Consider the following 19266-nt stretch of genomic DNA (forward strand, 5'->3'; position numbering starts at 1 on the left):
TGACGTCACAGTAAGTCGATAGAATGCGTTTTAAATTTACAGGCGAGACACTCATCCCCATCCACATACTCTGCGAACCAATAATGGCCGTCGTTTAATTCGCGATAGTTTGCACCATCGTAAGTGCGCGAGAATCGGTATGCCAAAATGATAAGTTTTTCGCATTGCGGCAGCCATTGAGTATTCTCAGCAATCTCATTGTTGTTGCTCAGCTCGGCGGCGAGGATTTGGCTTAATAGCGGACTTTTGAACATGTTATTTATCCTGATGGGGAGGTTGTGTTACGGCAGCGAAAGCGGTCGATTTGCAACTCGGAGTTGTGCAAGGTTATACGTCATTTTCCACCAAATACCTTTCTACATCAGCGATATATGCTGATACTGATGAGTAGTAACTTTCAGCCCCAGACAAATCCGGGTGTTCATCCATAAACCGCTTTATCCGTTCAAGCAAAACGGGAATTGGTTGTAAGTGCTGAGAATTCAGGCAGCAAATGGTGTGGTTGACGCTACATACCAATGGATACACTGGCGAGTTTCGGCGGTAGGCAAACTTTGGCAAAACCTCGGCGGAATTTAACGCAATTTGCTGAATGTCGAGTTGTTGACGCAATTCCATAGCGTTTAGGTCGTCCTGTTTTGAGATAATCAGTGCACCGAGAATTTACTAGCGATCGTAGCGGTCAAATTCCGCATAGAAGGGTTTTCTCCAGTCAAGATAGTCAGAATTACCGAACCGATTTTTACCCAAGTGGCAGCAATAGTATGCCGTTAACGCAATCTCAAACGGACCTTCATGGGAAAAGTAATCAGCGATTTCTAGCTCTGAATGGCGCTCATGGCACAATGCATAAAACTGATAGGCCAACTGATCGGCATCGTCTGCGGTGAGATTAAAGATTGTTTCGAGTTTAGTAATGCAATGAGCGAGCGTTGACTCTATGCGGAGTTCTGGCAGCTGTAGCGCTGCTGATTGTTGCTTGTGCTCATCGCATAATGCATCACGTACAACCGAGTATAAATACGTGGATATCTTGCTAGAAACCGTGGTCGTTACGACAATGTCGCCTGCGGCTTCAAGGTCGATGATCGCTTGATCAAATGCCTTGAGTAAATTTTCTTTGTTCATTAACTAATTCCGAAAGAAAGGCCATGTTTTACACAGATGCCGTGCATCCTTGCTACCAAGTCTTGGTCAATTTTTTGTTCAAAAGCAGCTGAAACCAATCGCTAAAGCGATAGCTGGCGAGCTGTTCTTCCGGCCAAAGTTCTACTGGGCATTCTGGATCAAACACCTGCAATAACTCGCTCCCCGCAATGATGCCGAAGTTTTCTCCGCTAGTATCACTGGCGATTAGCAGTATTGTTGGAAATAGATTATTTGAACCATAAAACACTTGCTGCGACCAATCGCTGATCTGTTCAAGATTGAGCAACTCAAAGGTCGCGCCATAGGCGTCATCTACATATAAAAAAGTGCCGACGTCATGTAAAAAATGTTTATAAAGGGCAGGCAGGGTTAGACGATACTGGTTTTCAAAATCTTCTATCTCACTGCTTGTGTAACGTCTTTTTCGTGTAATACGGCGGTCACCATCAAGCATGACATTAAAATCTGCAAACATAACAACACTTCCAACTAGAACGTATGATTAATGAATAAGTTACTCATTTGGCAGGCTAAGAGTGATCATGCGTAATTGCTGGTCTTTGAACTCATAATGCGCAGTGTATGCTCCGTGGTTGGCTTTTATCCATCGCTGAAACCAGGTGCTGTTTGGATCTTCTACTGGTGACTGAGTAAAGGCGATGCCATTGTGTTCAAAAGCCTGCTTAGCCTCCTTAAATGACGTATAAATTGGTACGTCAATTTCGGCTTTATCTATTGGCGTAAATCCTTCTCGTGGCACCATATATAGAAATATTACATCCAATAATTGTGCTTGATTAAAACGAAACTGAAAGCCATGTTGTGGTGCGGCAGCCCAGTAGTGATCTTCCATATTTTCATGGGTTTTATCGAAGTCATACACTACGTCGATATCGTATTGCGCAAATATTTCCAGTAGGAGATCATCTTTGAGTTTTTTACCTAGCAGTTGTGCAAAATCCATTGGTATTCCTGTTATCCATTGCTGCTAATGTTGAAGTGGCGTCGTAAAATCTTAGCGAAAAACCAGTGCTGATAAGCGAGCTCACGTAGCCAAACTAGTCGCGAGTTTATTCGCGCTTTATCCGCTGAAAATGGTTAGTCCCAGAAGATGGTATAAAGCGTATAGTCGGCTTGAGGTTTTGGCGACAGCTTATGCTCGCCATAAGGCCAGCCAGCGCTAACGCCGTCAATCTCCAGTGCTTCAAGCCACGTTTCTACCTCAGATTGTGGCGCCGTGGTAATAATATGAATGTTTTCAGCGGCAGGCCATAATTCATCGTCATCGAGTGATTCCGGCCACTCATCATGAAGGCCGACATAAACGCCCTGTACATCTGTTCTGGCAGCGATATCTTGCAAGTGTTGGTAGATTAACTTTATTGATGGTCTGCCAAATCCCCAGTTGTTGGGTGCGATGGACTCTTCATCATCATTTTCTGAGAAATACTCATCTAAAGTCACTACTGGTGGCGCATCTGGGTCTGCATCGAATAATGCGTTCAATTTGGCCAATAATTCGATTTTAGTGGTCACTTTGCTTTCCTTGTACTCGCGCCGCAGCAGCGCGCAGTTTGTGGGGATTGGCGATGTTAGGTACGGTGCGCTCGCTAAGGTGAGCCCATGGCGAAATATTGCAGCCCTGAGATTAATCAGCAACGCCATGCATGGGTTGCTGAACATGTATGGCGTAGGATACTGCTGAGATAATTTGATACACAATGGCTAACTCTTTGGCATTAATATCTTGCAGCATGAGTTCAAACAGTGAGTTTTGCGCTGCCGATAATTCGGCGAGATTAAATGTTGCGTCACTAAACTGATCCATCAATTTCGTGAAAAACGTACCGCTGTTTCGCTGGTGTAATGAACATAGCTCAGGATAAGATGAAAACTCAATGCTACTCACACAAATGGGGTTGTCCTTTACCAAAGGACTAGTGCCAACAACTAAATCGTAAGCCATAAAAATAACCTTTTAACTATTTCTTAGCATAATCAATACATTCTATGGTGCACTTATTATCTGACATTGGGGTTAGTTTTCACTATTGGTCAATGTGAATTTTTGAGAATTTAATAAGTCCGTGATTGTCATACCAATGGTGTCAATTTCGTCAAATTCACGTTGATAAATAGCTAACGTTTCGTCAGATAGATCGACTAATAATTCATCACCATCGGTATTTACTGCAAATGCAAACATGCCGGCATCAATGTCAGCTTTTTTAGCATCACTAAGCGTTAATAGATACTGTATTTCAGCTACAAGTCGCCCGGGGATTTCAAAACCAACTGCACCATGAAGAAAAATGGGATCTCTGAGAAGTTGCACCAATAATGGCGGGCAAGATCTTCCGAATGTAGCTTTAAATTCATGTAATTCATGTAATTCATGTAATTCAAATTTCATTACAATATCCATTTAATGCAACTCAATCTTCATCATCGACCAAAATACAAGTAACAGTATTGTTATTTAGAATAAATAGCGCTGCGTTAAATGTGGCTGTCGTTATTGGCGTGAAATCACTAGACGATGAAGTATGATAATCTTTGAAGTCGCCATTCACAAAAAAGGTCGATTCCGAATTGGCGAACTGGCTTATCAAGTATTCTGCTCGTGTTATCGCCGCATCTTCTTTGATTAACTCAATGCTATAGGCCAAATCTTTCCATAGCATCGTTTTGATAACATCAAGAGCGTAATGAACATCACACTCTGTTAAACAGTCAGCCCCTACGGCATAACCAAGGCTATTCACTGCTGCGGCGATATTGGCATCATAAATATGCTTAGATTCAATCTTTAGAAAACCTGCGCGTCTTTCGCTTATTATTTGGGCAATGTTCATTTCGCTCCGTTGAGTTGATTTTTGCAGATGACAATAACATTTAGCTAAGATGCGCCTTGTTATAGCATTCTATTAGATTAAACAATGGCCGAGTGCCGCTAGCAGCGTATGAGCGGCAGTATTTTGAGAATTTAGAAGGTGTCTAATATTCTCACGTCTTACCAGACGTCAGCCGTTAATTTCCAACATGTGCTGGTGGGCACTCCAACTCAGCATGTGAGTTTTCATACGCCTTTCTAATCTCTTCTGGCATATCTTGCGGCTGAATATGCTTTATGCGCGCTTCAGTGTTTTCAGCTACCGCTTGGGTGTAATACCAAGCTTTAAATTTGAGTAAGTCTTGCACGCGGTTAAGTTCGGCTATCTCGGCCTGCACTACGGCCAATTATCCAGAAACATATTTTGGCGGTCAACCAGCGTGCCATCTCCCTCATGGCACCAATCGATAAAAGTGCGAATATCCTTCAACGACATGCCAGCTTTTTTCAGGTATTCGATAACGCGAAGACCCTCAAGATCATTCTGGCAAAACGAACGAACGCCGGATTCACTGCGTTTGAGATTGGGAAACAAGCCTTGCTGGTCGTAGTACCGCAGTGTCGGCACCGTCAGTTGAAACATGTTTGATACTTCACCAATTGAATACATTACTTCGTTATCCCCAATGCAAATTTGTGCTTGACCTAAAGTCGGCTTTAGGGGGTAGATTATGGCGCAGCAGCTTGAGAAAGAACAAGCTACCAAGACATTTTAGCAACGGAGAAACCTGAACGTGGATAATCAAACGTTAGCATTGACCCAAGATTGGGATAAAACATTCCCACTGAGTGAGAACGTAAAACACCGCAAAATCACTTTTCATAACCGCTATGGCATTTCGCTTGCTGCTGACTTGTACGAGCCTAAAGACGCATCAGGTAAATTAGCTGCTATCGCCGTAGCTGGCCCATTTGGTGCGGTAAAAGAGCAATCATCGGGTTTGTATGCGCAAACCATGGCGGAAAAAGGCTTTTTGACCATTGCATTTGACCCGTCTTACACCGGCGAAAGCGGTGGCTTGCCGCGATATGTCGCATCGCCAGACATTAACACTGAAGACTTTTCTGCCGCGGTCGATTTTCTTTCTACTTTAGATAATGTTGATGCGGATAACATCGGCATCATCGGTATCTGCGGTTGGGGCGGCATGGCACTGAACGCAGCGGCGATGGACCCACGCATTAAAGCGACAGTGACATCGACCATGTACGATATGTCGCGCGTTACAGCCAACGGCTATTTTGATTCAATGAGCGCCGATGATCGCTATGAAATGCGCAAAAATCTGAATGCGCAACGCACAGAAGATTATAAAAATGGCACTTATGCCTTGGCGGGCGGTGTGCCGGATGAGCTGCCAGACGATGTACCATTCTTCGTTAAAGATTACTTTGACTACTACAAAACCGACCGTGGTTATCATCAACGCTCGTTAAACTCCAACAAAGGTTGGAATGTCACCTCACCACTGTCGTTTGCCAATATGCCACTGCTGCAATACAGCGATGAAATCCGCAACGCGGTGCTGATGATCCATGGTGAAAAAGCGCACTCTTGTTACTTCAGTAAAGATGCCTTTACCAAGCTGACTGGTGACAACAAAGAGCTGATCATCATCCCAGATGCGGTGCATACCGATCTGTACGACGATAAGAACATTATTCCATTTGCCAAACTGGAAGCGTTCTTCACTGAGAATCTGAAATAGCAGTTTTTTCAGCGTGCAGTGATGTTGCACACTTGATGAAAAGCGCGTAAGCAAAAGCCCTCAACAGAGGGCTTTAATTTTATGGCTTCGCCATAGCAAGCTGCGCTTGCTTGATGCCTGCCCAACGCTCCTTCGCCGCGTCGAAGGGGAAATCGGTGTTGCCTGAAATTTCAGTGTGTTATCTGAGGTTAAATTGGTGGATGTCCCATTTTTTACCTCTACCTTTAATCTGACACATCATTCGTGGGTTTATGGATTTATAATGCTGAGATAAATTAGGCAGTTATCGCATTAATGACCGTAGTAGTGGAGCACGATAACCTACATCTTTTTCGTTAAATTGGAGCATGTTAGCAGCGAGATCAACGTTTATAAAAACTTCAGAATATAGCTCCTCTGCACCATCTGAATTAAAAAAGAACTTCATACGGCATGGCGTTGTTTCAAGTTGCTCTGGATTACAATCAAGGCCAACTACTTTGGCATAGACTTTATCTGGAATAACTATGTGGCTAATGGTTGCACCATATAGATCCGCTAGCGCGCTTATAAAAGCCTCTGACTCTACCCCCGTACTTTTGAAAAATGCTTCCCCCCAATAGAAATTGGCAACACCTTCGATGGGGGTTGCTTCCCAAGATGGTAATAACTCAATGGCAAAACCGACGTTGGCACCTTCCAATTTGCCTTTTACTTCGATTTCAAAAGCGCCTGATTGATATTTTTTTGCAGTTGAAATAGTAAATGCTAGATCTACAAAACCATCTTCCTTACCTACAGCTACTGCTGGGTAGCGTTTAGCGGAAGAGAAAATACTCCAAATCATTACAGTTCTTCCCAGAAATTACAGCGTATATCGTTAGATAATTTATAGACTTGTGCGGAAAAAGTAAGTCTGTAAGCCGTCATTTTTTCTTATAAAACGATACATTGCCTGATATTGCCCAACGCACCTACGCGGCGCCGAAGGGGAATTGGCGTTGTCTGCAATTTCAGTGTGTTAGGTGAAGCTAAATTGGTGGCTGTCCTCATTTTTTGCGTTTTGCCGTCGCAGCCCATGCGTAGCATGGGTGATTAACATTTGCTTGTTATGTTTACTTACTGTCACCAGAATCTTGGTTGCTATTGGGTAAATCATTACAGAGCGCACAATTAATATTTTTGCGATAGTTATAAAACCGCCTCAATGCAAAAATGCCAATTGATATAACTGCCCAAGTAACACCAAACTCTACCGAATACTCCAAACTTTGCCCTTTTAGATATTGAACAGCTGCTAATAAAGAAAAGACAATGGGCAGCGCTATAGAATATTGAATTAACCATTTTTTTATTGGCATGGATACTCCCAAAAAGCTATGAGCTTTGGACAAACATAACAGTATATTAGACGACATGATGTCGTAATTTCACACGGTACAATGTCGTTTTTTATCAATTCTTATCGCTTAATCTATGCTTATATCTTATTGACCACAATAGATAATTATCCCACTTTCGAAGTGGCTAACTGCATGGAATACGACATTTCAACAGCACCGCTGTATAAAAAGCGACATTGCGCGAATCTGGCACAAACGGAGCAGCGCTCACATGCGGCATTGCAGGCAACACCAACTACCCCTTCGGTGCTGCGTAGGTGCGTTGGGCAGACATAGAGCAATCGAGGCATGGACGCCGAGAAGCGATGGTGAGTCATGGATGACGAATCAGAGCGATTTGCGAAGATGGCAAACCAGAAGCGCCGGAGCGTTTTGCGCCGTGGGGCGTCGTCGGGTTTCCAAAGGGCGAGGGACGAGCATCGCCCTTTGGCTCTGGTGTGGAACGAGTAGTTCCACGACTTTCGCAACCGTAGGTTGCAATGGCTGCAAGCCATAAAATCAAAGCCCGCGGCAGGCGATTTAGCGCATCCAATGCGACATGCACGTAAGTGTTCACAGACAAACTGAAAACATCCAAACATCACCTACTAGCATCGCGCGCAGCGCATAACAAAAAGCCCTCAACCGAGGGCTTTTGCTTTACTCAAAAGTGCGATTACCAATCGCACCACTCACCTTATCGCAATGGCGTCGCATGCGCCGCTGCGCGGAAGATGGTATTCATCAACATCACATTCAAGCCATCCAGATAACCACGGGCAGTTGGGTCTTGGGTGTAACCAATCACCATGCCGTTACCGGTAGGTTGGTAGATCAAAAATGGTTTGTAGGCGAGTTGCTTACGGTTTTGCTGCCACATGTAGCCGCTGGCGAGCAGGTGTTTTTCATCGCTAAACCACGCGACGTTTTTACCGGAGGCCAGTTTGATGGGGGTGAACATATCGTTACCAATCACTAACGAGACCACTTCTGGCTTCACTCCAGCGGTGAGCCAATGCTCTTGGTCAACTTCCACATTCGCCAGTACGCCAGAGACATGATCCGGTAGCTCTTGCGGGGTTTCGATCCGGCTGATCAGTTCATCGTGCGATTTGATCAAACTACCGGCCACGCGGTTGTCGTCGCTGCTATCAGATTTATCCGCTTTGTCGCTCGGTGCGCCGTCTTTGCTTTCTGCGCGGTAAGCCAACTCTTGTTGCACATCAATCAAGCCCGCTTTTGGCGTTGAGGCATAACGGGTGGCGTCATCTAAGGTGATTAACACGCCGCCTTGTTTAACCCAGTTTTTCAGGTTGGCGGCGCCGCTTTCACCTAAGGCTTGGCTGTAATCGCCAGATGGCAAGATCAGCACTTGGTAGTCGCTCAAGTTGGCGCTGGCGAGTTGGGCGCTGCGAATGGCGGTCACCGGCCAGTTGAACTGTTGTTCAATCACATAGCGAGTATTACCGGCATTGAGTGAGCTGGTCGGTTCATCCCATGCCATGGCAACGTTTGGCGCGCTCATGGTGACGGTGTTTTCACTGCCAAAGTTTGGCCCTTTGATAACCCAACTGGAATCCACGCCGGTCACTTGTGCGCCGGTGTCGTTAGCGATTTGCTGCACTTGGGCGGCTAAATCGGCGTCATTGGCTTTGACTTCAACAATCAGTGAGCCCGCGGGGTAGTTGTGGTTATCGCCAGTGGTAAAGGCTTTGTCGGCACTTTTTACGCGAATGCCTTGGCGCAGCGCGGCAGTGAGAAAACGGCCGCTAGCCATATCGCCCCACGGCACTAAGTAGGCCACTTTGGCGTTCGGGTTAACCACTTTGCCTTGCAGCGGCGCATCGGCGCTAACGCTGTGGCTAGCAACGTCGATGGCATCGTCGCAGCTGTAGCTGTCAACGTTGTACATCAATGGCAGCGACCACGCAGTGACATCGTAGATCTCGTCGTGCAACTTACGGGCGCGGCGGCGTTCTTGCTCGGTCAAAAACGGTTTATCCATATCCACTTGCTGGGTGAACAGCGTTTTGACAAAGCGGCCGCGCGGCTGGGCGGTATCAATCACATACGCGCCAGCGCTGTAGTCTTTGCCACACGCGCTAAAGGCTTTGTCTGCTTGGCGTACTTCTACCCCATGTTTAGCCATTAAGGTCGCCAGTTTATGGCTGCCGGCTAAGTCATCGCTGGCGGGCAGAATAAAGCTGCGCTCGTCATCATCTTTACCCGCTTTGATGGCATCGACTTGATATTGATAGAAATCGGTCAGCAGTTTTTCACGATGATCGGCAGCGGTTTCGGCGGTGGCGAGTGAGGCAACAAAATGCTTCTGCACCGTGTCGATAAAGGTGAGGATATCGCCGTTGGTTTTTTTGAAATGATCGCCGCGCGCTGAGGCCACTTCATAAGTGGCGGCCGAGGCACCGTAAAAGGTTGGCCAGCTATCGCCGTAACCTGGGTAGAAGCCGTCAAATACTTCGCGGGTGTAGTAATCAAAACCAAACTCATCAAAGTATTTGGCGTTGTTTTTGCCCACCAAGGTGTTGTTGGCGATCTGCGTTTTGCTCATGTGCGGGTTGATTGGATCGGCCGCCGGTACAAAGAAGTAGCTGGCGTCGCCTTGCATCTCGTGCAAATCGACCACAATGTTCGGTTTGTACTTGAGTAGCGCTTTAATGCGACCAGCGGTTTCGGGCTGGGTGATGGTGAGCCAATCACGGTTCATATCAAACAGATAGTGGTTGCTGCGACCGCGTGGCCACGGCTCGTTATGCTCAACACTCAAACGATCGCTGCTCGGTTGCAGACCCACGGTTTGATAGTAAAAATTGATAAAACGCATGCGACCATCGGGGTTTTGCAGTGGGTCGATAAACACCACAGTATTGGCAAAAATTTTATCAACCATCGCATCGTTTTGGGTGGCCAGCAGGTGGTAGGCGGTCATCATTGCCGCATCGGTACTGCTGATCTCATTGCCGTGTACGCTGTGCTCTAACCACACTGACGAGGGCAGCTGCTTGATCAGCTTTTGCGCTTGTTGTTTGTTGGTCTTACGTGGATCGGCCAGTTGCTGCATGTCGGCACTGAATTGATCGAGATGCGCCAGTGTGTCCGGTTTAGCGATGGCGGCGTAGATCAGTTGGCGGCCTTCCCACGTGGTGCCGTAATCAAACAGTTTGATGCGATCTGGTGCGGCTTTGGCGAGTGCTTCAAAGTAGCGCAGCATGTCACTGTGGGTGGTGATGCGCTCACCCAAGTGGTAGCCCAGTACCTGTTTAATGGTGGGAATATTGGCGGCGTATTGGGCATTCGGCCAAAGTTCACTGCTGCTGTCGGCGGAGGTAGTGGCTTGCAGCGGGGCGGCCATAGCGCTGGCAGTGCTAAGACTCAGAATAGCGATAATTGAGGAGGCGAGTAGAGTTGTTTTAATGGGCATTTTTTGTCGTTATTCGAATGATTTGTGTCAGCCATGCTAACGAGAGGTTATTAGCCAGACAAAACAAGAATTGTCACTGAGTATTACGGGTTAGTCGCCAATGTCGCTGGTGGGTAAATGTGATGATACACATTTGTTAACGAAGTTTGCGCGGCTAAAGATTGTCGCTTGCAACGGCTTCGTGATACTCAATAAACCACTCTTAACTCTGCCACAATGCTAATCATCACATCGCCTATGAAACTTATTAATTTGCTGGTGGGCACGGCTACCGCGCTGACGTTGCTGAGCGGTTGCGCCACCTCTGAACCTGCGACACCGAGCCAATCCATGCTGACCTTACAACAGATTTTCCATGATAAAGCCTTTAAGCCAGAGCGGGCACCGTACTTTCGTTGGCTCGATGATGGCAGTGGTTACACTGTGCTGGAGTCGCGCGATAAAAGCGCTGAAAAACCTAAGCCGGGCGAGGAAGAGGAACACGGCGTTAAAGGCAGCGACATTGTGTTTTATCAGGCCGATGGCACTGGCCGTAAGGTGTTGGTATCGCTGGAACAGTTGACGCCAAAAGATGCCAAAGAAGCGCTGACCATTGAAGACTACCGTTGGTCAGACGATGGCAACTGGTTGCTGGTATTTACCAATGCCGAGAAAGTGTGGCGCAGCCGTAGCCGTGGTGATTACTGGGTCTTGAACTTAAAAACCAACCAATTGCAGCAAGTTGGTGGCGCGACGCCAGAAGGCAAATCGCTAATGTTTGCTAAGTTCTCGCCCGACAGCCAGCGAGTGGCCTATGTGCAGCACAACAATATTTTTATGGAATCGCTGACGGGCAAAGATGCCGCCAAGCATAAAGTCACCCAACTGACCTTTGATGGCACAGACAGCTTAATCAACGGCCATTTTGATTGGGTGTACGAAGAGGAATTTACCATTCGCGATGGTTTTGAGTGGAGCCCAGACAGCCAAAACATCGCTTATTGGCAGCTTGATAGCAGCGGCGTGAAGCAGTTCACCATGATTAACAACACTGATGCGCTGTATCCGACTATCACTCAGTTTCCATACCCGAAAGCGGGCGAGCAAAACTCGGCGGTGCGCATCGGCGTGGTGAATATCAACGATGCTAAAACCCGCTGGGCGCCATTGCCGGGCGATAATCGCGACCGTTACGTGCCGCGCATTAGCTGGGCAGGCACTAGCGCTGCGGTGATGATCCAAGATGTGAATCGGCCGCAAAACAGCAACGTTTTACGCCTGTTTGATTGGCAGCATGAACAGCTCAGCACCATTTTGACCGAACACGACGATGCGTTTTTAGAGTGGTATTACAGCGCCGAGTGGGAAAAAGACGGCAGCCACTTTATCTGGCACAGCGAACGTGACGGCTGGCGCCACCTGTATCGCGTATCGCGCGATGGCAAAAGTGTGGTTGATTTAACGCCGGGCGCGTATGACATTGTCGATCTGCTTACCCTGAACGAAGCCACCAACAGCTTGTACTTTACCGCCTCGCCGGATCATCCCGAGTCGCGTTATCTGTACCGCGCTAATTTGGATGGCACCGGTAAACTTGAGCGGTTAACCCCGGCGCAATTCCAAGGCAGCAACAGCTACTACATCTCTAAAGATGGCAGCCTAGCGATGCACAGCCATAGCCGCTTTGATGTGCCAAGCAGCAACGAAATTATCAAAGTCGACGGCCACCAGACCATTAAAGCGCTGACCGATAATGCTGAGCTGAAAGCCAAATTGGCGACGGTGGATCTGCCTAAACATCAGTTCTTCCAAGTGAACGCCCGTGATGGCGTGGCGCTGGATGGCTGGATCATGTTCCCGCCGCATATGGACCCTAACAAAAAATACCCAATTATCTTCTACGTTTACGGCGAACCTTGGGGCTCAACCGTGCAAGATCGTTGGGGCGGCGGCAACTACTTATGGTCGAGCATGATGGCGCAACGTGGTTTTATCATGGCGTCGATTGATAACCGTGGCACCCGCGCACCCAAAGGCCGCGACTGGCGCAAATCGATCTATAAAAAGATCGGCAGTATCACCGTGCGCGATCAAGTGGATGCCTTGGATGCAATGGCTAAACGTTGGAACGTGATTGATACCGAGCGCGTTGGCGTGTGGGGTCATTCCGGCGGTGGCAGCTCAACGCTGAACTTGCTGTTCCGCCACGGTGATAAATTCAAAGTCGGCGCGGCGTTTGCGCCAGTGGCGGATATTCACCTGTACGATTCCATCTATCAGGAGCGTTACTCAGGTAACCCGAACACTGACCCTGACAGCTACATCCAAACGTCACCGATCACCTTTGCTAAGGATCTTACTGGTCACTTGCTGCTGGTGCATGGCACCGGTGATGACAACGTGCATTACCAAGGCACTGAAAAGCTGATCAACGAGTTGGTGAAACATAACAAGCAGTTTGAGTTTATGTCTTATCCGAACCGCACCCATTCGCTGTCGGAAGGCGCGGGCACCTCGCTGCATCTGATGACGTTAAAAACCGAATTCTTTGAAAAGTATCTCAAACCTGAAACTAACGCCGCTAACTAGCATCTGCGTATTCAGCTAAGCAAAAGCCCCACCAATCACTGGCGGGGCTTTTTGTTTGCTTACAGCTTATCGCTCTCGGCTTACCGCTTAACGCTTATCGCTTATCGCTTATCGCTTACAGCTTAAAGCTAATCCGCTGGCTTCAACGCCAACACCTGATCAATATCCGCTGCGCTATGGCGCTCAGCCAATTTTTCCCAAGGTTCGCCCATCACTCGGTTAACTATGCGGCCGCGTTGCACCGCTTCGCGGGCTTCCAACTGTTTCGCCCAACGTACCACATGCTTATAGGTATGCACCTGTAAAAACTCGGCAGCATCATACGCCTTACCGAGCACAAGATTGCCATACCAAGGCCAAATCGCCATATCAGCAATGGTGTAGTCTTCACCGGTGATATAAGTGTGGTGCGCCAGTTGTTTATCTAACACATCCAGTTGGCGTTTCACTTCCATGGCGAAGCGGTTAATCGGGTACTCTTGCTTCTCATCAGCATAGGCATAGAAATGGCCAAAACCACCGCCTAAAAACGGTGCCGAGCCTTGCGCCCAAAACAACCAGTTAAAGGTTTGTGTTCTTGCCGGGCCGCTAGCAGGCAGAAACTGGCCAAATTTTTCCGCAAGGTGCACCAGTATCGACGCCGATTCAAACACATTCACTGGCGCATCACCGGAACGATCCACCAACGCGGGAATTTTGGAGTTGGGATTCACCGCCACAAACCCGGATGAGAATTGATCTGAATCGCCAATGTTGATCAGGTGCGCATCGTATTCAGCGTCGTTAATGCCGAGCGCTAACAGCTCTTCAAACAGGATGGTAACTTTTTGACCGTTGGGCGTTCCCAATGAATACAGTTGAAATGGGTGCTCGCCTACCGGCAATACTCTTTCAAATCTGGCGCCCGCTTCAGGCCGATTGATATTGGCCCATTGGTTGCCCGAGCTTGGTTCATTTTTCCAAATTTTAGGCGGTACATATTGCTTGTCGCTCATCTACATCCCCCTTGTGTCGCAGTGATTTAGGTAAATCTAACAGCTAAACCTTAACTACACAGCATATTACTGATTTATATCTCGCTGTTCAAAATTCAATATAACCATATGAAATTAAAAGGTAATAAATGATTAAGGAATAAGTAATAATCAATGTCGACTTATCATCCCATGCGCCAGCGCACAGTTCGACCTTAATAGCGGTACCTTTATTGTTATTACAATATTAACATTGGTGGTTTATGGCTAATATCAGTCGCCAGCAAAACGAGGAACCCAATGTCCACATTACGCCGAACATGCTCCTTGGCAGTGAAACTGCTCCCTGTGTTACTGCTCAGCTTTAGCAACGCGCAGGCTAACGATAACCTGAATATTGATAACCCGATTGTGCCGCAAGCCGCCGATCCATTTATCTACCGCGATGCCAGCACAGGTTGCTACAACATGATTGCCACCGCGCCTAAGTTCGACTATTTGGCGATTCGCCAAGCGTGCGAGCTGAATGATCTGAAGATCGCTGTGCCAAAAATCATCTGGCGTAAAAATGCCACCGGCCCGATGAGCGACACCATTTGGGCGCCAGAGCTGCACCGCATTGATAACGTGTGGTACATCTATTTTGCTGCCGGTATTGCCAACCAACCGGGCAATATCCGCATGTATGTGCTGTCTAACCCCAATCCTGATCCAACTCAAGGCAGTTGGAAGGAAGAAGGCCGCATCAAAACCCCGTGGGACAGTTTCTCGCTTGATGCCACCACCTTTGCCCACAACGGCAAACGTTATCTGATTTGGGCGCAGCAAGATCAAGCCCGCAGCTACAATTCTGCCTTGTGGATTGCCGAAATGGACTCGCCCACCAGCATTACTGGCCCAGTGGTTAAGCTAAGCGAACCAGAACTCGATTGGGAAGTGCAAGGCTATAAAGTGAATGAAGGTGCCGCCGTGATAGAACGTAACGGCCGCGTGTTTGTTACCTATTCTGCCAGCGCCACCGATGAACGCTACGCCATGGGTTTGTTGTGGGCCGATGCCGGTAGCGATCTGCTCGACAGCAAAAGCTGGCACAAAAGCCCAACACCAGTATTTACCACCAACGCTACTGTGGGGCGTTTTGGCCCCGGCCACAACAGCTTTGTGTTGGCCGAAGATGGTAAAACCGACTTAATGATCTACCACGCCCGTAACTACAAAGAGCTGCGTGGTAATCCGCTGACCGACCCGAACCGTCATGCCCGCGCCCGCGCGTTGTATTGGGATGCCAACGGCTTTCCTGTATTCCAGCAAGAGCTAGGAGATTAACGGCGGAACTATAAGCCGTAAGCGGTAAGTTGTAAGCGGTCGGCGGTAAGTAGTAAGCCAATGGCGGTGTCTTGTGTGGTAGTGGCAAGGCGCCGCTTTTTGTTGGGCAAGGTGCTGCTATTCATCATCCATCAGAGCTTCCGTTGGCGAATATGCTCTTCAACAAAATATTCTGCGGCATTCATTCGGGCTATTGGTGGCGAATGACTTCACCGCCCATCATCTGTTTGCCTAAATCCCGCTCTGTCTGCCGTAAAAACGATAAACAAAGGTCAACAGCCGCTACAGCCATGCATCAAGCGCGCTTTGGGCGGGTGCCTGCGCATAAAGAATGCTGGCTCATTCGCGCTGCCCCTAGAATGCCAGCCGTGCTGAGATGGCTGCCAACTGCCGCATTCAGCGAGGCAAATTTACTGAAATGTGATCGATATCTCATTTGATAAATCACTCATAAAAGCAGCAATTCGGCCGAAAGTGGTGGCAATTAGTGATCGATGTCACTCGTTTGTGAGCGCGGTGGCACATATTGGTCAAAATAGGCAATTTGCTTTAGACAATATGTCCACAGATTAAAAGTGGTTAAATCTATAGTTAATACTTACTTTTGTTGGATATTTAGCGATTCATATAGATTGACATCTATATATTAGTGTTTTGTGTTTCTCGCTGCCGCGTGTGACTGATGTCACATGTCATAATTTGTTATCTATCGTCTGTTTTTAGGATAATCGCGCTGTGAGTAAAGGGCGCTTTTTAGCCTTTTATTCTTGTCTGCAGTCGTGAAGCTGCAGTTGGAGAGCACATAACTAAAGAGAGTGTGTGAAATGACATTGAACAGACGACAGTTTTTCAAACTGTGCGCGGCCGGAGCGGCAACCTCAGCGATTTCAGCGCTGGGATTGATGTCCGAGAAGGCCTATGCCGCAGTGCGAGAATTTAAGCTGCTCAGAGCCAAAGAAACCCGCAACAACTGCCCGTATTGCTCGGTAGGTTGTGGCCTGCTGATGTACAGCCAAGGCAGCGGTGGTAAAAACTCTGAACATGCAATTTTCCATATTGAAGGTGATGCCGACCATCCGGTAAACCGTGGCGCATTGTGCCCGAAAGGCGCAGGCCTGGTGGACTATGTGAACAGTCCACACCGTTTGGAATACCCAGAGTATCGTGCTCCGGGCAGCAACAAGTGGCAACGTATCAGCTGGGAAGAAGCTTTCGCGCGCATCGGGCGTTTGATGAAAGATGACCGTGATGCCAACCTGATTGAGAAAAACGCTGATGGCGTAACTGTAAACCGTTGGTTGACTACCGGGATGATGACTTCATCAGGTATGTCCAACGAGAGTGGCATTGCAACGCAAAAGTTTGCACGTTCACTCGGCCTTGTTGCCATCGATACCATTGCACGTAACTGACACTCCCCAACGGTAGCAAGTCTTGCTCCAACATTTGGGCGTGGTGCCATGACCAACCACTGGATCGACATCAAAAATTCTAACGTAGTGATTATTATGGGCGGTAACGCTGCAGAAGCTCACCCTGTCGGCTTTGGCTGGGTTACAGAAGCGATGCAACATAATAATGCCAAACTGGTTGTGGTTGACCCTCGTTTCAACCGTAGCGCGTCTTTGGCCGATCACTATGCCCCAATCCGCTCAGGAACTGACATTGCGTTCCTTCTGGGTGTGATCCGCTATTTGACCACCACTGACCAAGTTAACTTCGACTATGTGAAGGCTTACACCAACGCCAGCTATCTGGTGCGGGATGACTTTGACTTCCACGATGGTCTGTTCTCTGGCTTTGATGAAGAAAAAGGCGACTACAACAAAGAATCGTGGTTCTACCAACTCGACGACGATGGCTATGCCAAAGTGGATGAAACCCTTGAGCATCCGCGTTGCGTGTGGAACTTGCTGAAACAGCACGTAGAACGTTACGACTTCGAAACCGTAAGCAACATCACCGGTACCCCGGTAGCAGACTACAAAGTCGTTTGCGAGATGATTGCGAGCACCCACACCAAAGATCGCGTTGCTACCTTTATGTATGCGTTGGGCTGGACCCACCACAGTAAAGGCGCGCAGAACATCCGTACCATGGCGATGGTGCAGTTGATTCTGGGTAACATTGGTCAATTGGGCGGTGGTGTGAACGCATTGCGTGGTCACGCCAACGTGCAGGGCGCAACCGACATGGGTCTGCTAGCGCAGAGCTTGCCGGGTTACGTCAAACTGCCAAGCGATAAAGAACCAACCTTGGCTGACCACTTGGCGGCGCATACGCCAAAACCTTTGCGTCCAGGTCAAACCAACTACTGGCAAAACTATCCTAAGTTCTACGTATCCTTGCTGAAAGCGTTCTGGGGCGACAACGCTACACCAGAAAACGACTTCGGTTATGACTGGATGCCGAAATGGGATCAGATGTATGACTTCGGTAAATACCTCGACATGATGTACCGCGGTCAGATCAACGGTTGTATTGTGCAGGGTGTTAACGCAATTAACTCCATGCCTAACCGTAACAAGAACTTGAAAGCACTGAGCCAACTGAAATATCTGGTGGTGCTGGATAACTTGTCATCTGAAACTGCCACCTTCTGGCAAAACGAGCCGGGCTACAACGAAGTGGATACTGCCAGTATCCAAACCGAAGTATTCCGTCTGCCAACGACCTGTTTTGCGGAAGAAGAAGGTTCCATCGTTAACTCTGGTCGCTGGATGCAATGGCACTATAAAGGCGCGAATGCACCGGGCGAAGCGATGGCTGACTCAGAAATCGTTTCTGGCATTCTGATGGAGTTGAAAAAACTCTATGCAGAAGAGGGCGGTCGTCTGCCTGAGCCAGTGAAAGCGGTTAACTGGGAATACACCGACAAGCACAACCCAAGCTCAATTGAGCTGACCAAAGAGTTGAACGGTTACGATGTGAACACCGGTCGTCAAGTCAGCAGCTTCGCTGAACTGAAAGCCGATGGTAGCACTGCCTGTGGTTGCTGGTTGTACGCTGGTTCTTGGACCGAGCAAGGTAACCAGATGGATCGCCGTGATAACCACGACCCATCAGGCAAAGGTATCACCCCGGGCTGGGCGTTTGCATGGCCAGTAAACCGTCGTGTGCTGTACAACCGTGCTTCTTGTGACGTGAACGGTAAACCGTGGGATCCAAACCGCACCATCGTTGAGTGGAAAGACGGCAAGTGGGAAGGCATCGACGTGCCTGACTTCAATGCTAAGTTGAATCCACAAGACAGTGCGCACCCATTCATCATGCAGCCTGAAGGTGTCGGTCGTTTGTTCGCCCTGAAACTGCTGAAAGAAGGTCCGTTCCCTGAACACTACGAGCCAGTGGAATCACCAATTGGTACCAACCCATTGCATCCAAAAGTGGTGCACAGCCCTGTGCTGCGTTGGTTTGAAGGTGTGAAAGACACCATAGGTACTAAAGAGGAATTCCCGTACGCCTGTACCACTTACTCGCTCACTGAACACTTTAACTTCTGGACGACGCACTGCCGTTTGGCAGCGATCTCTATGCCAGAGACCTTTGTGGAAATGAACGAGACATTGGCAGCAGAAAAAGGCATCAAGAACGGCGATTTGGTGAAAGTTAGCTCGAAACGTGGCCACATCTTCACTAAAGCCTTGGTGACCAAGCGTTTGCGTCCGCTGAACGTGAACGGTCAAGTCGTACATACCTTAGGTATTCCGCGTCACGGCAGCCATAACGCCCTGACCAAGAAAGCCTATACCTGTAACGTACTGACGACCGAAATGGGTGATGCGAACACTGGTGTTCCTGAGTACAAAGCGTTCTTGGTGAACGTTGAGAAGGCGGAGGTCTGATA

Annotated in this window: 19 protein-coding genes; 4 read left to right on the top strand and 15 right to left on the bottom strand. The window is 48.1% G+C overall.

The genetic code is table 11. From position 1 onward, the window contains the following. Positions 1 to 5: 5 nt before the first annotated feature. From L9G74_RS13740 to L9G74_RS13790, 11 genes are all read right to left on the bottom strand, one after another. Positions 6 to 254, bottom strand: a complete 249-nt coding sequence (locus L9G74_RS13740) for a hypothetical protein (RefSeq protein ID WP_238896990.1) — start codon at positions 252 to 254, stop codon at positions 6 to 8. A gap of 73 nt (positions 255 to 327) precedes the next feature. Beyond that, positions 328 to 618: a hypothetical protein gene (locus L9G74_RS13745; RefSeq protein ID WP_238896991.1), complete on the bottom strand. Its 291-nt coding sequence runs from the start codon at positions 616 to 618 to the stop codon at positions 328 to 330. A gap of 48 nt (positions 619 to 666) precedes the next feature. After that, a complete protein-coding gene (locus L9G74_RS13750) occupies positions 667 to 1128 on the bottom strand; it encodes a hypothetical protein (RefSeq protein WP_238896992.1) in 462 nt (153 codons plus the stop codon). A 52-nt stretch (positions 1129 to 1180) separates the two neighbouring features. Beyond that, complete coding sequence (locus tag L9G74_RS13755; protein WP_238896993.1) at positions 1181 to 1624, bottom strand: SMI1/KNR4 family protein; 444 nt, start codon at positions 1622 to 1624, stop codon at positions 1181 to 1183. 39 nt (positions 1625 to 1663) lie between these two features. Beyond that, complete coding sequence (locus tag L9G74_RS13760; protein ID WP_238896994.1) at positions 1664 to 2113, bottom strand: hypothetical protein; 450 nt, start codon at positions 2111 to 2113, stop codon at positions 1664 to 1666. Positions 2114 to 2247: 134 nt separating this feature from the next. Next, complete coding sequence (locus L9G74_RS13765) at positions 2248 to 2814, bottom strand: YfbO family protein (RefSeq protein WP_238896995.1); 567 nt, start codon at positions 2812 to 2814, stop codon at positions 2248 to 2250. Next, positions 2798 to 3115 (bottom strand): hypothetical protein, encoded by a 318-nt coding sequence (locus tag L9G74_RS13770; RefSeq protein WP_238896996.1) that lies wholly within the window; start codon positions 3113 to 3115, stop codon positions 2798 to 2800. Before L9G74_RS13770 ends, L9G74_RS13765 begins: the two co-directional genes overlap by 17 nt. Before the next feature lie 72 nt (positions 3116 to 3187). Beyond that, positions 3188 to 3562, bottom strand: coding sequence for a hypothetical protein (locus L9G74_RS13775; protein ID WP_238896997.1), 375 nt, complete (start codon positions 3560 to 3562; stop codon positions 3188 to 3190). Positions 3563 to 3584: 22 nt separating this feature from the next. After that, positions 3585 to 4004 (bottom strand): hypothetical protein, encoded by a 420-nt coding sequence (locus L9G74_RS13780; protein ID WP_238896998.1) that lies wholly within the window; start codon positions 4002 to 4004, stop codon positions 3585 to 3587. 175 nt (positions 4005 to 4179) lie between these two features. Further along, on the bottom strand, positions 4180 to 4380 hold the full coding sequence (locus L9G74_RS13785) for a hypothetical protein (protein WP_238896999.1): 201 nt from the start codon (positions 4378 to 4380) through the stop codon (positions 4180 to 4182). Next, positions 4380 to 4652 carry a MerR family transcriptional regulator gene (locus L9G74_RS13790; protein ID WP_238897000.1) on the bottom strand — a complete coding sequence of 91 codons (273 nt, stop codon included), beginning with the start codon at positions 4650 to 4652 and terminating at the stop codon, positions 4380 to 4382. Before L9G74_RS13790 ends, L9G74_RS13785 begins: the two co-directional genes overlap by 1 nt. Positions 4653 to 4776: 124 nt before the next feature. Here L9G74_RS13790 and L9G74_RS13795 point away from each other — a divergent pair, with 124 nt between their 5' ends. Next, positions 4777 to 5751 carry an alpha/beta hydrolase gene (locus tag L9G74_RS13795; protein WP_238897001.1) on the top strand — a complete coding sequence of 325 codons (975 nt, stop codon included), beginning with the start codon at positions 4777 to 4779 and terminating at the stop codon, positions 5749 to 5751. A 283-nt stretch (positions 5752 to 6034) separates the two neighbouring features. On the opposite strand, the gene L9G74_RS13800 is transcribed toward L9G74_RS13795, so the two are convergent. The 3 genes from L9G74_RS13800 to L9G74_RS13810 form a co-directional block, all read right to left on the bottom strand. Beyond that, positions 6035 to 6577 carry a hypothetical protein gene (locus L9G74_RS13800; protein ID WP_238897002.1) on the bottom strand — a complete coding sequence of 181 codons (543 nt, stop codon included), beginning with the start codon at positions 6575 to 6577 and terminating at the stop codon, positions 6035 to 6037. Between the two features lie 268 nt (positions 6578 to 6845). Further along, positions 6846 to 7091 carry a hypothetical protein gene (locus L9G74_RS13805; RefSeq protein ID WP_238897003.1) on the bottom strand — a complete coding sequence of 82 codons (246 nt, stop codon included), beginning with the start codon at positions 7089 to 7091 and terminating at the stop codon, positions 6846 to 6848. A 718-nt stretch (positions 7092 to 7809) separates the two neighbouring features. Then, positions 7810 to 10551 (bottom strand): M14 family metallopeptidase, encoded by a 2742-nt coding sequence (locus L9G74_RS13810; protein ID WP_238897004.1) that lies wholly within the window; start codon positions 10549 to 10551, stop codon positions 7810 to 7812. Positions 10552 to 10788: 237 nt separating this feature from the next. Between L9G74_RS13810 and L9G74_RS13815 the strand changes: the two genes are divergently transcribed. Next, positions 10789 to 13119, top strand: a complete 2331-nt coding sequence (locus L9G74_RS13815) for a S9 family peptidase (RefSeq protein ID WP_238897005.1) — start codon at positions 10789 to 10791, stop codon at positions 13117 to 13119. Between the two features lie 128 nt (positions 13120 to 13247). Here L9G74_RS13815 and yghU read toward each other — a convergent pair whose 3' ends face one another. After that, positions 13248 to 14114, bottom strand: coding sequence for a glutathione-dependent disulfide-bond oxidoreductase (gene yghU / locus L9G74_RS13820; RefSeq protein WP_238897006.1), 867 nt, complete (start codon positions 14112 to 14114; stop codon positions 13248 to 13250). Between the two features lie 312 nt (positions 14115 to 14426). Between yghU and L9G74_RS13825 the strand changes: the two genes are divergently transcribed. Beyond that, positions 14427 to 15419: a glycoside hydrolase family 43 protein gene (locus tag L9G74_RS13825; protein WP_238897007.1), complete on the top strand. Its 993-nt coding sequence runs from the start codon at positions 14427 to 14429 to the stop codon at positions 15417 to 15419. Between the two features lie 830 nt (positions 15420 to 16249). Continuing rightward, a complete protein-coding gene (gene fdnG / locus L9G74_RS13830; RefSeq protein ID WP_238897068.1) occupies positions 16250 to 19264 on the top strand; it encodes a formate dehydrogenase-N subunit alpha in 3015 nt (1004 codons plus the stop codon). Positions 19265 to 19266: the final 2 nt, after the last annotated feature.

Source organism: Shewanella electrica, from assembly GCF_022321485.1.
In the GTDB taxonomy this organism is placed as follows: domain Bacteria; phylum Pseudomonadota; class Gammaproteobacteria; order Enterobacterales; family Shewanellaceae; genus Shewanella; species Shewanella electrica.

Bases quoted from the DNA above. Each gene is read 5' to 3' on its own strand.
- L9G74_RS13805 (WP_238897003.1), bottom strand. From the start codon at position 7,091: ATGCCAATAAAAAAATGGTTAATTCAATATTCTATAGCGCTGCCCATT.
- L9G74_RS13740 (WP_238896990.1), bottom strand. From the start codon at position 254: ATGTTCAAAAGTCCGCTATTAAGCCAAATCCTCGCCGCCGAGCTGAGC.
- L9G74_RS13810 (WP_238897004.1), bottom strand. From the start codon at position 10,551: ATGCCCATTAAAACAACTCTACTCGCCTCCTCAATTATCGCTATTCTG.
- L9G74_RS13755 (WP_238896993.1), bottom strand. From the start codon at position 1,624: ATGTTTGCAGATTTTAATGTCATGCTTGATGGTGACCGCCGTATTACA.
- L9G74_RS13790 (WP_238897000.1), bottom strand. From the start codon at position 4,652: ATGTATTCAATTGGTGAAGTATCAAACATGTTTCAACTGACGGTGCCG.
- L9G74_RS13780 (WP_238896998.1), bottom strand. From the start codon at position 4,004: ATGAACATTGCCCAAATAATAAGCGAAAGACGCGCAGGTTTTCTAAAG.
- L9G74_RS13745 (WP_238896991.1), bottom strand. From the start codon at position 618: ATGGAATTGCGTCAACAACTCGACATTCAGCAAATTGCGTTAAATTCC.
- L9G74_RS13760 (WP_238896994.1), bottom strand. From the start codon at position 2,113: ATGGATTTTGCACAACTGCTAGGTAAAAAACTCAAAGATGATCTCCTA.
- L9G74_RS13750 (WP_238896992.1), bottom strand. From the start codon at position 1,128: ATGAACAAAGAAAATTTACTCAAGGCATTTGATCAAGCGATCATCGAC.
- L9G74_RS13775 (WP_238896997.1), bottom strand. From the start codon at position 3,562: ATGAAATTTGAATTACATGAATTACATGAATTACATGAATTTAAAGCT.
- yghU (WP_238897006.1), bottom strand. From the start codon at position 14,114: ATGAGCGACAAGCAATATGTACCGCCTAAAATTTGGAAAAATGAACCA.
- L9G74_RS13765 (WP_238896995.1), bottom strand. From the start codon at position 2,814: ATGGCGTTGCTGATTAATCTCAGGGCTGCAATATTTCGCCATGGGCTC.
- L9G74_RS13815 (WP_238897005.1), top strand. From the start codon at position 10,789: ATGAAACTTATTAATTTGCTGGTGGGCACGGCTACCGCGCTGACGTTG.
- L9G74_RS13770 (WP_238896996.1), bottom strand. From the start codon at position 3,115: ATGGCTTACGATTTAGTTGTTGGCACTAGTCCTTTGGTAAAGGACAAC.
- L9G74_RS13800 (WP_238897002.1), bottom strand. From the start codon at position 6,577: ATGATTTGGAGTATTTTCTCTTCCGCTAAACGCTACCCAGCAGTAGCT.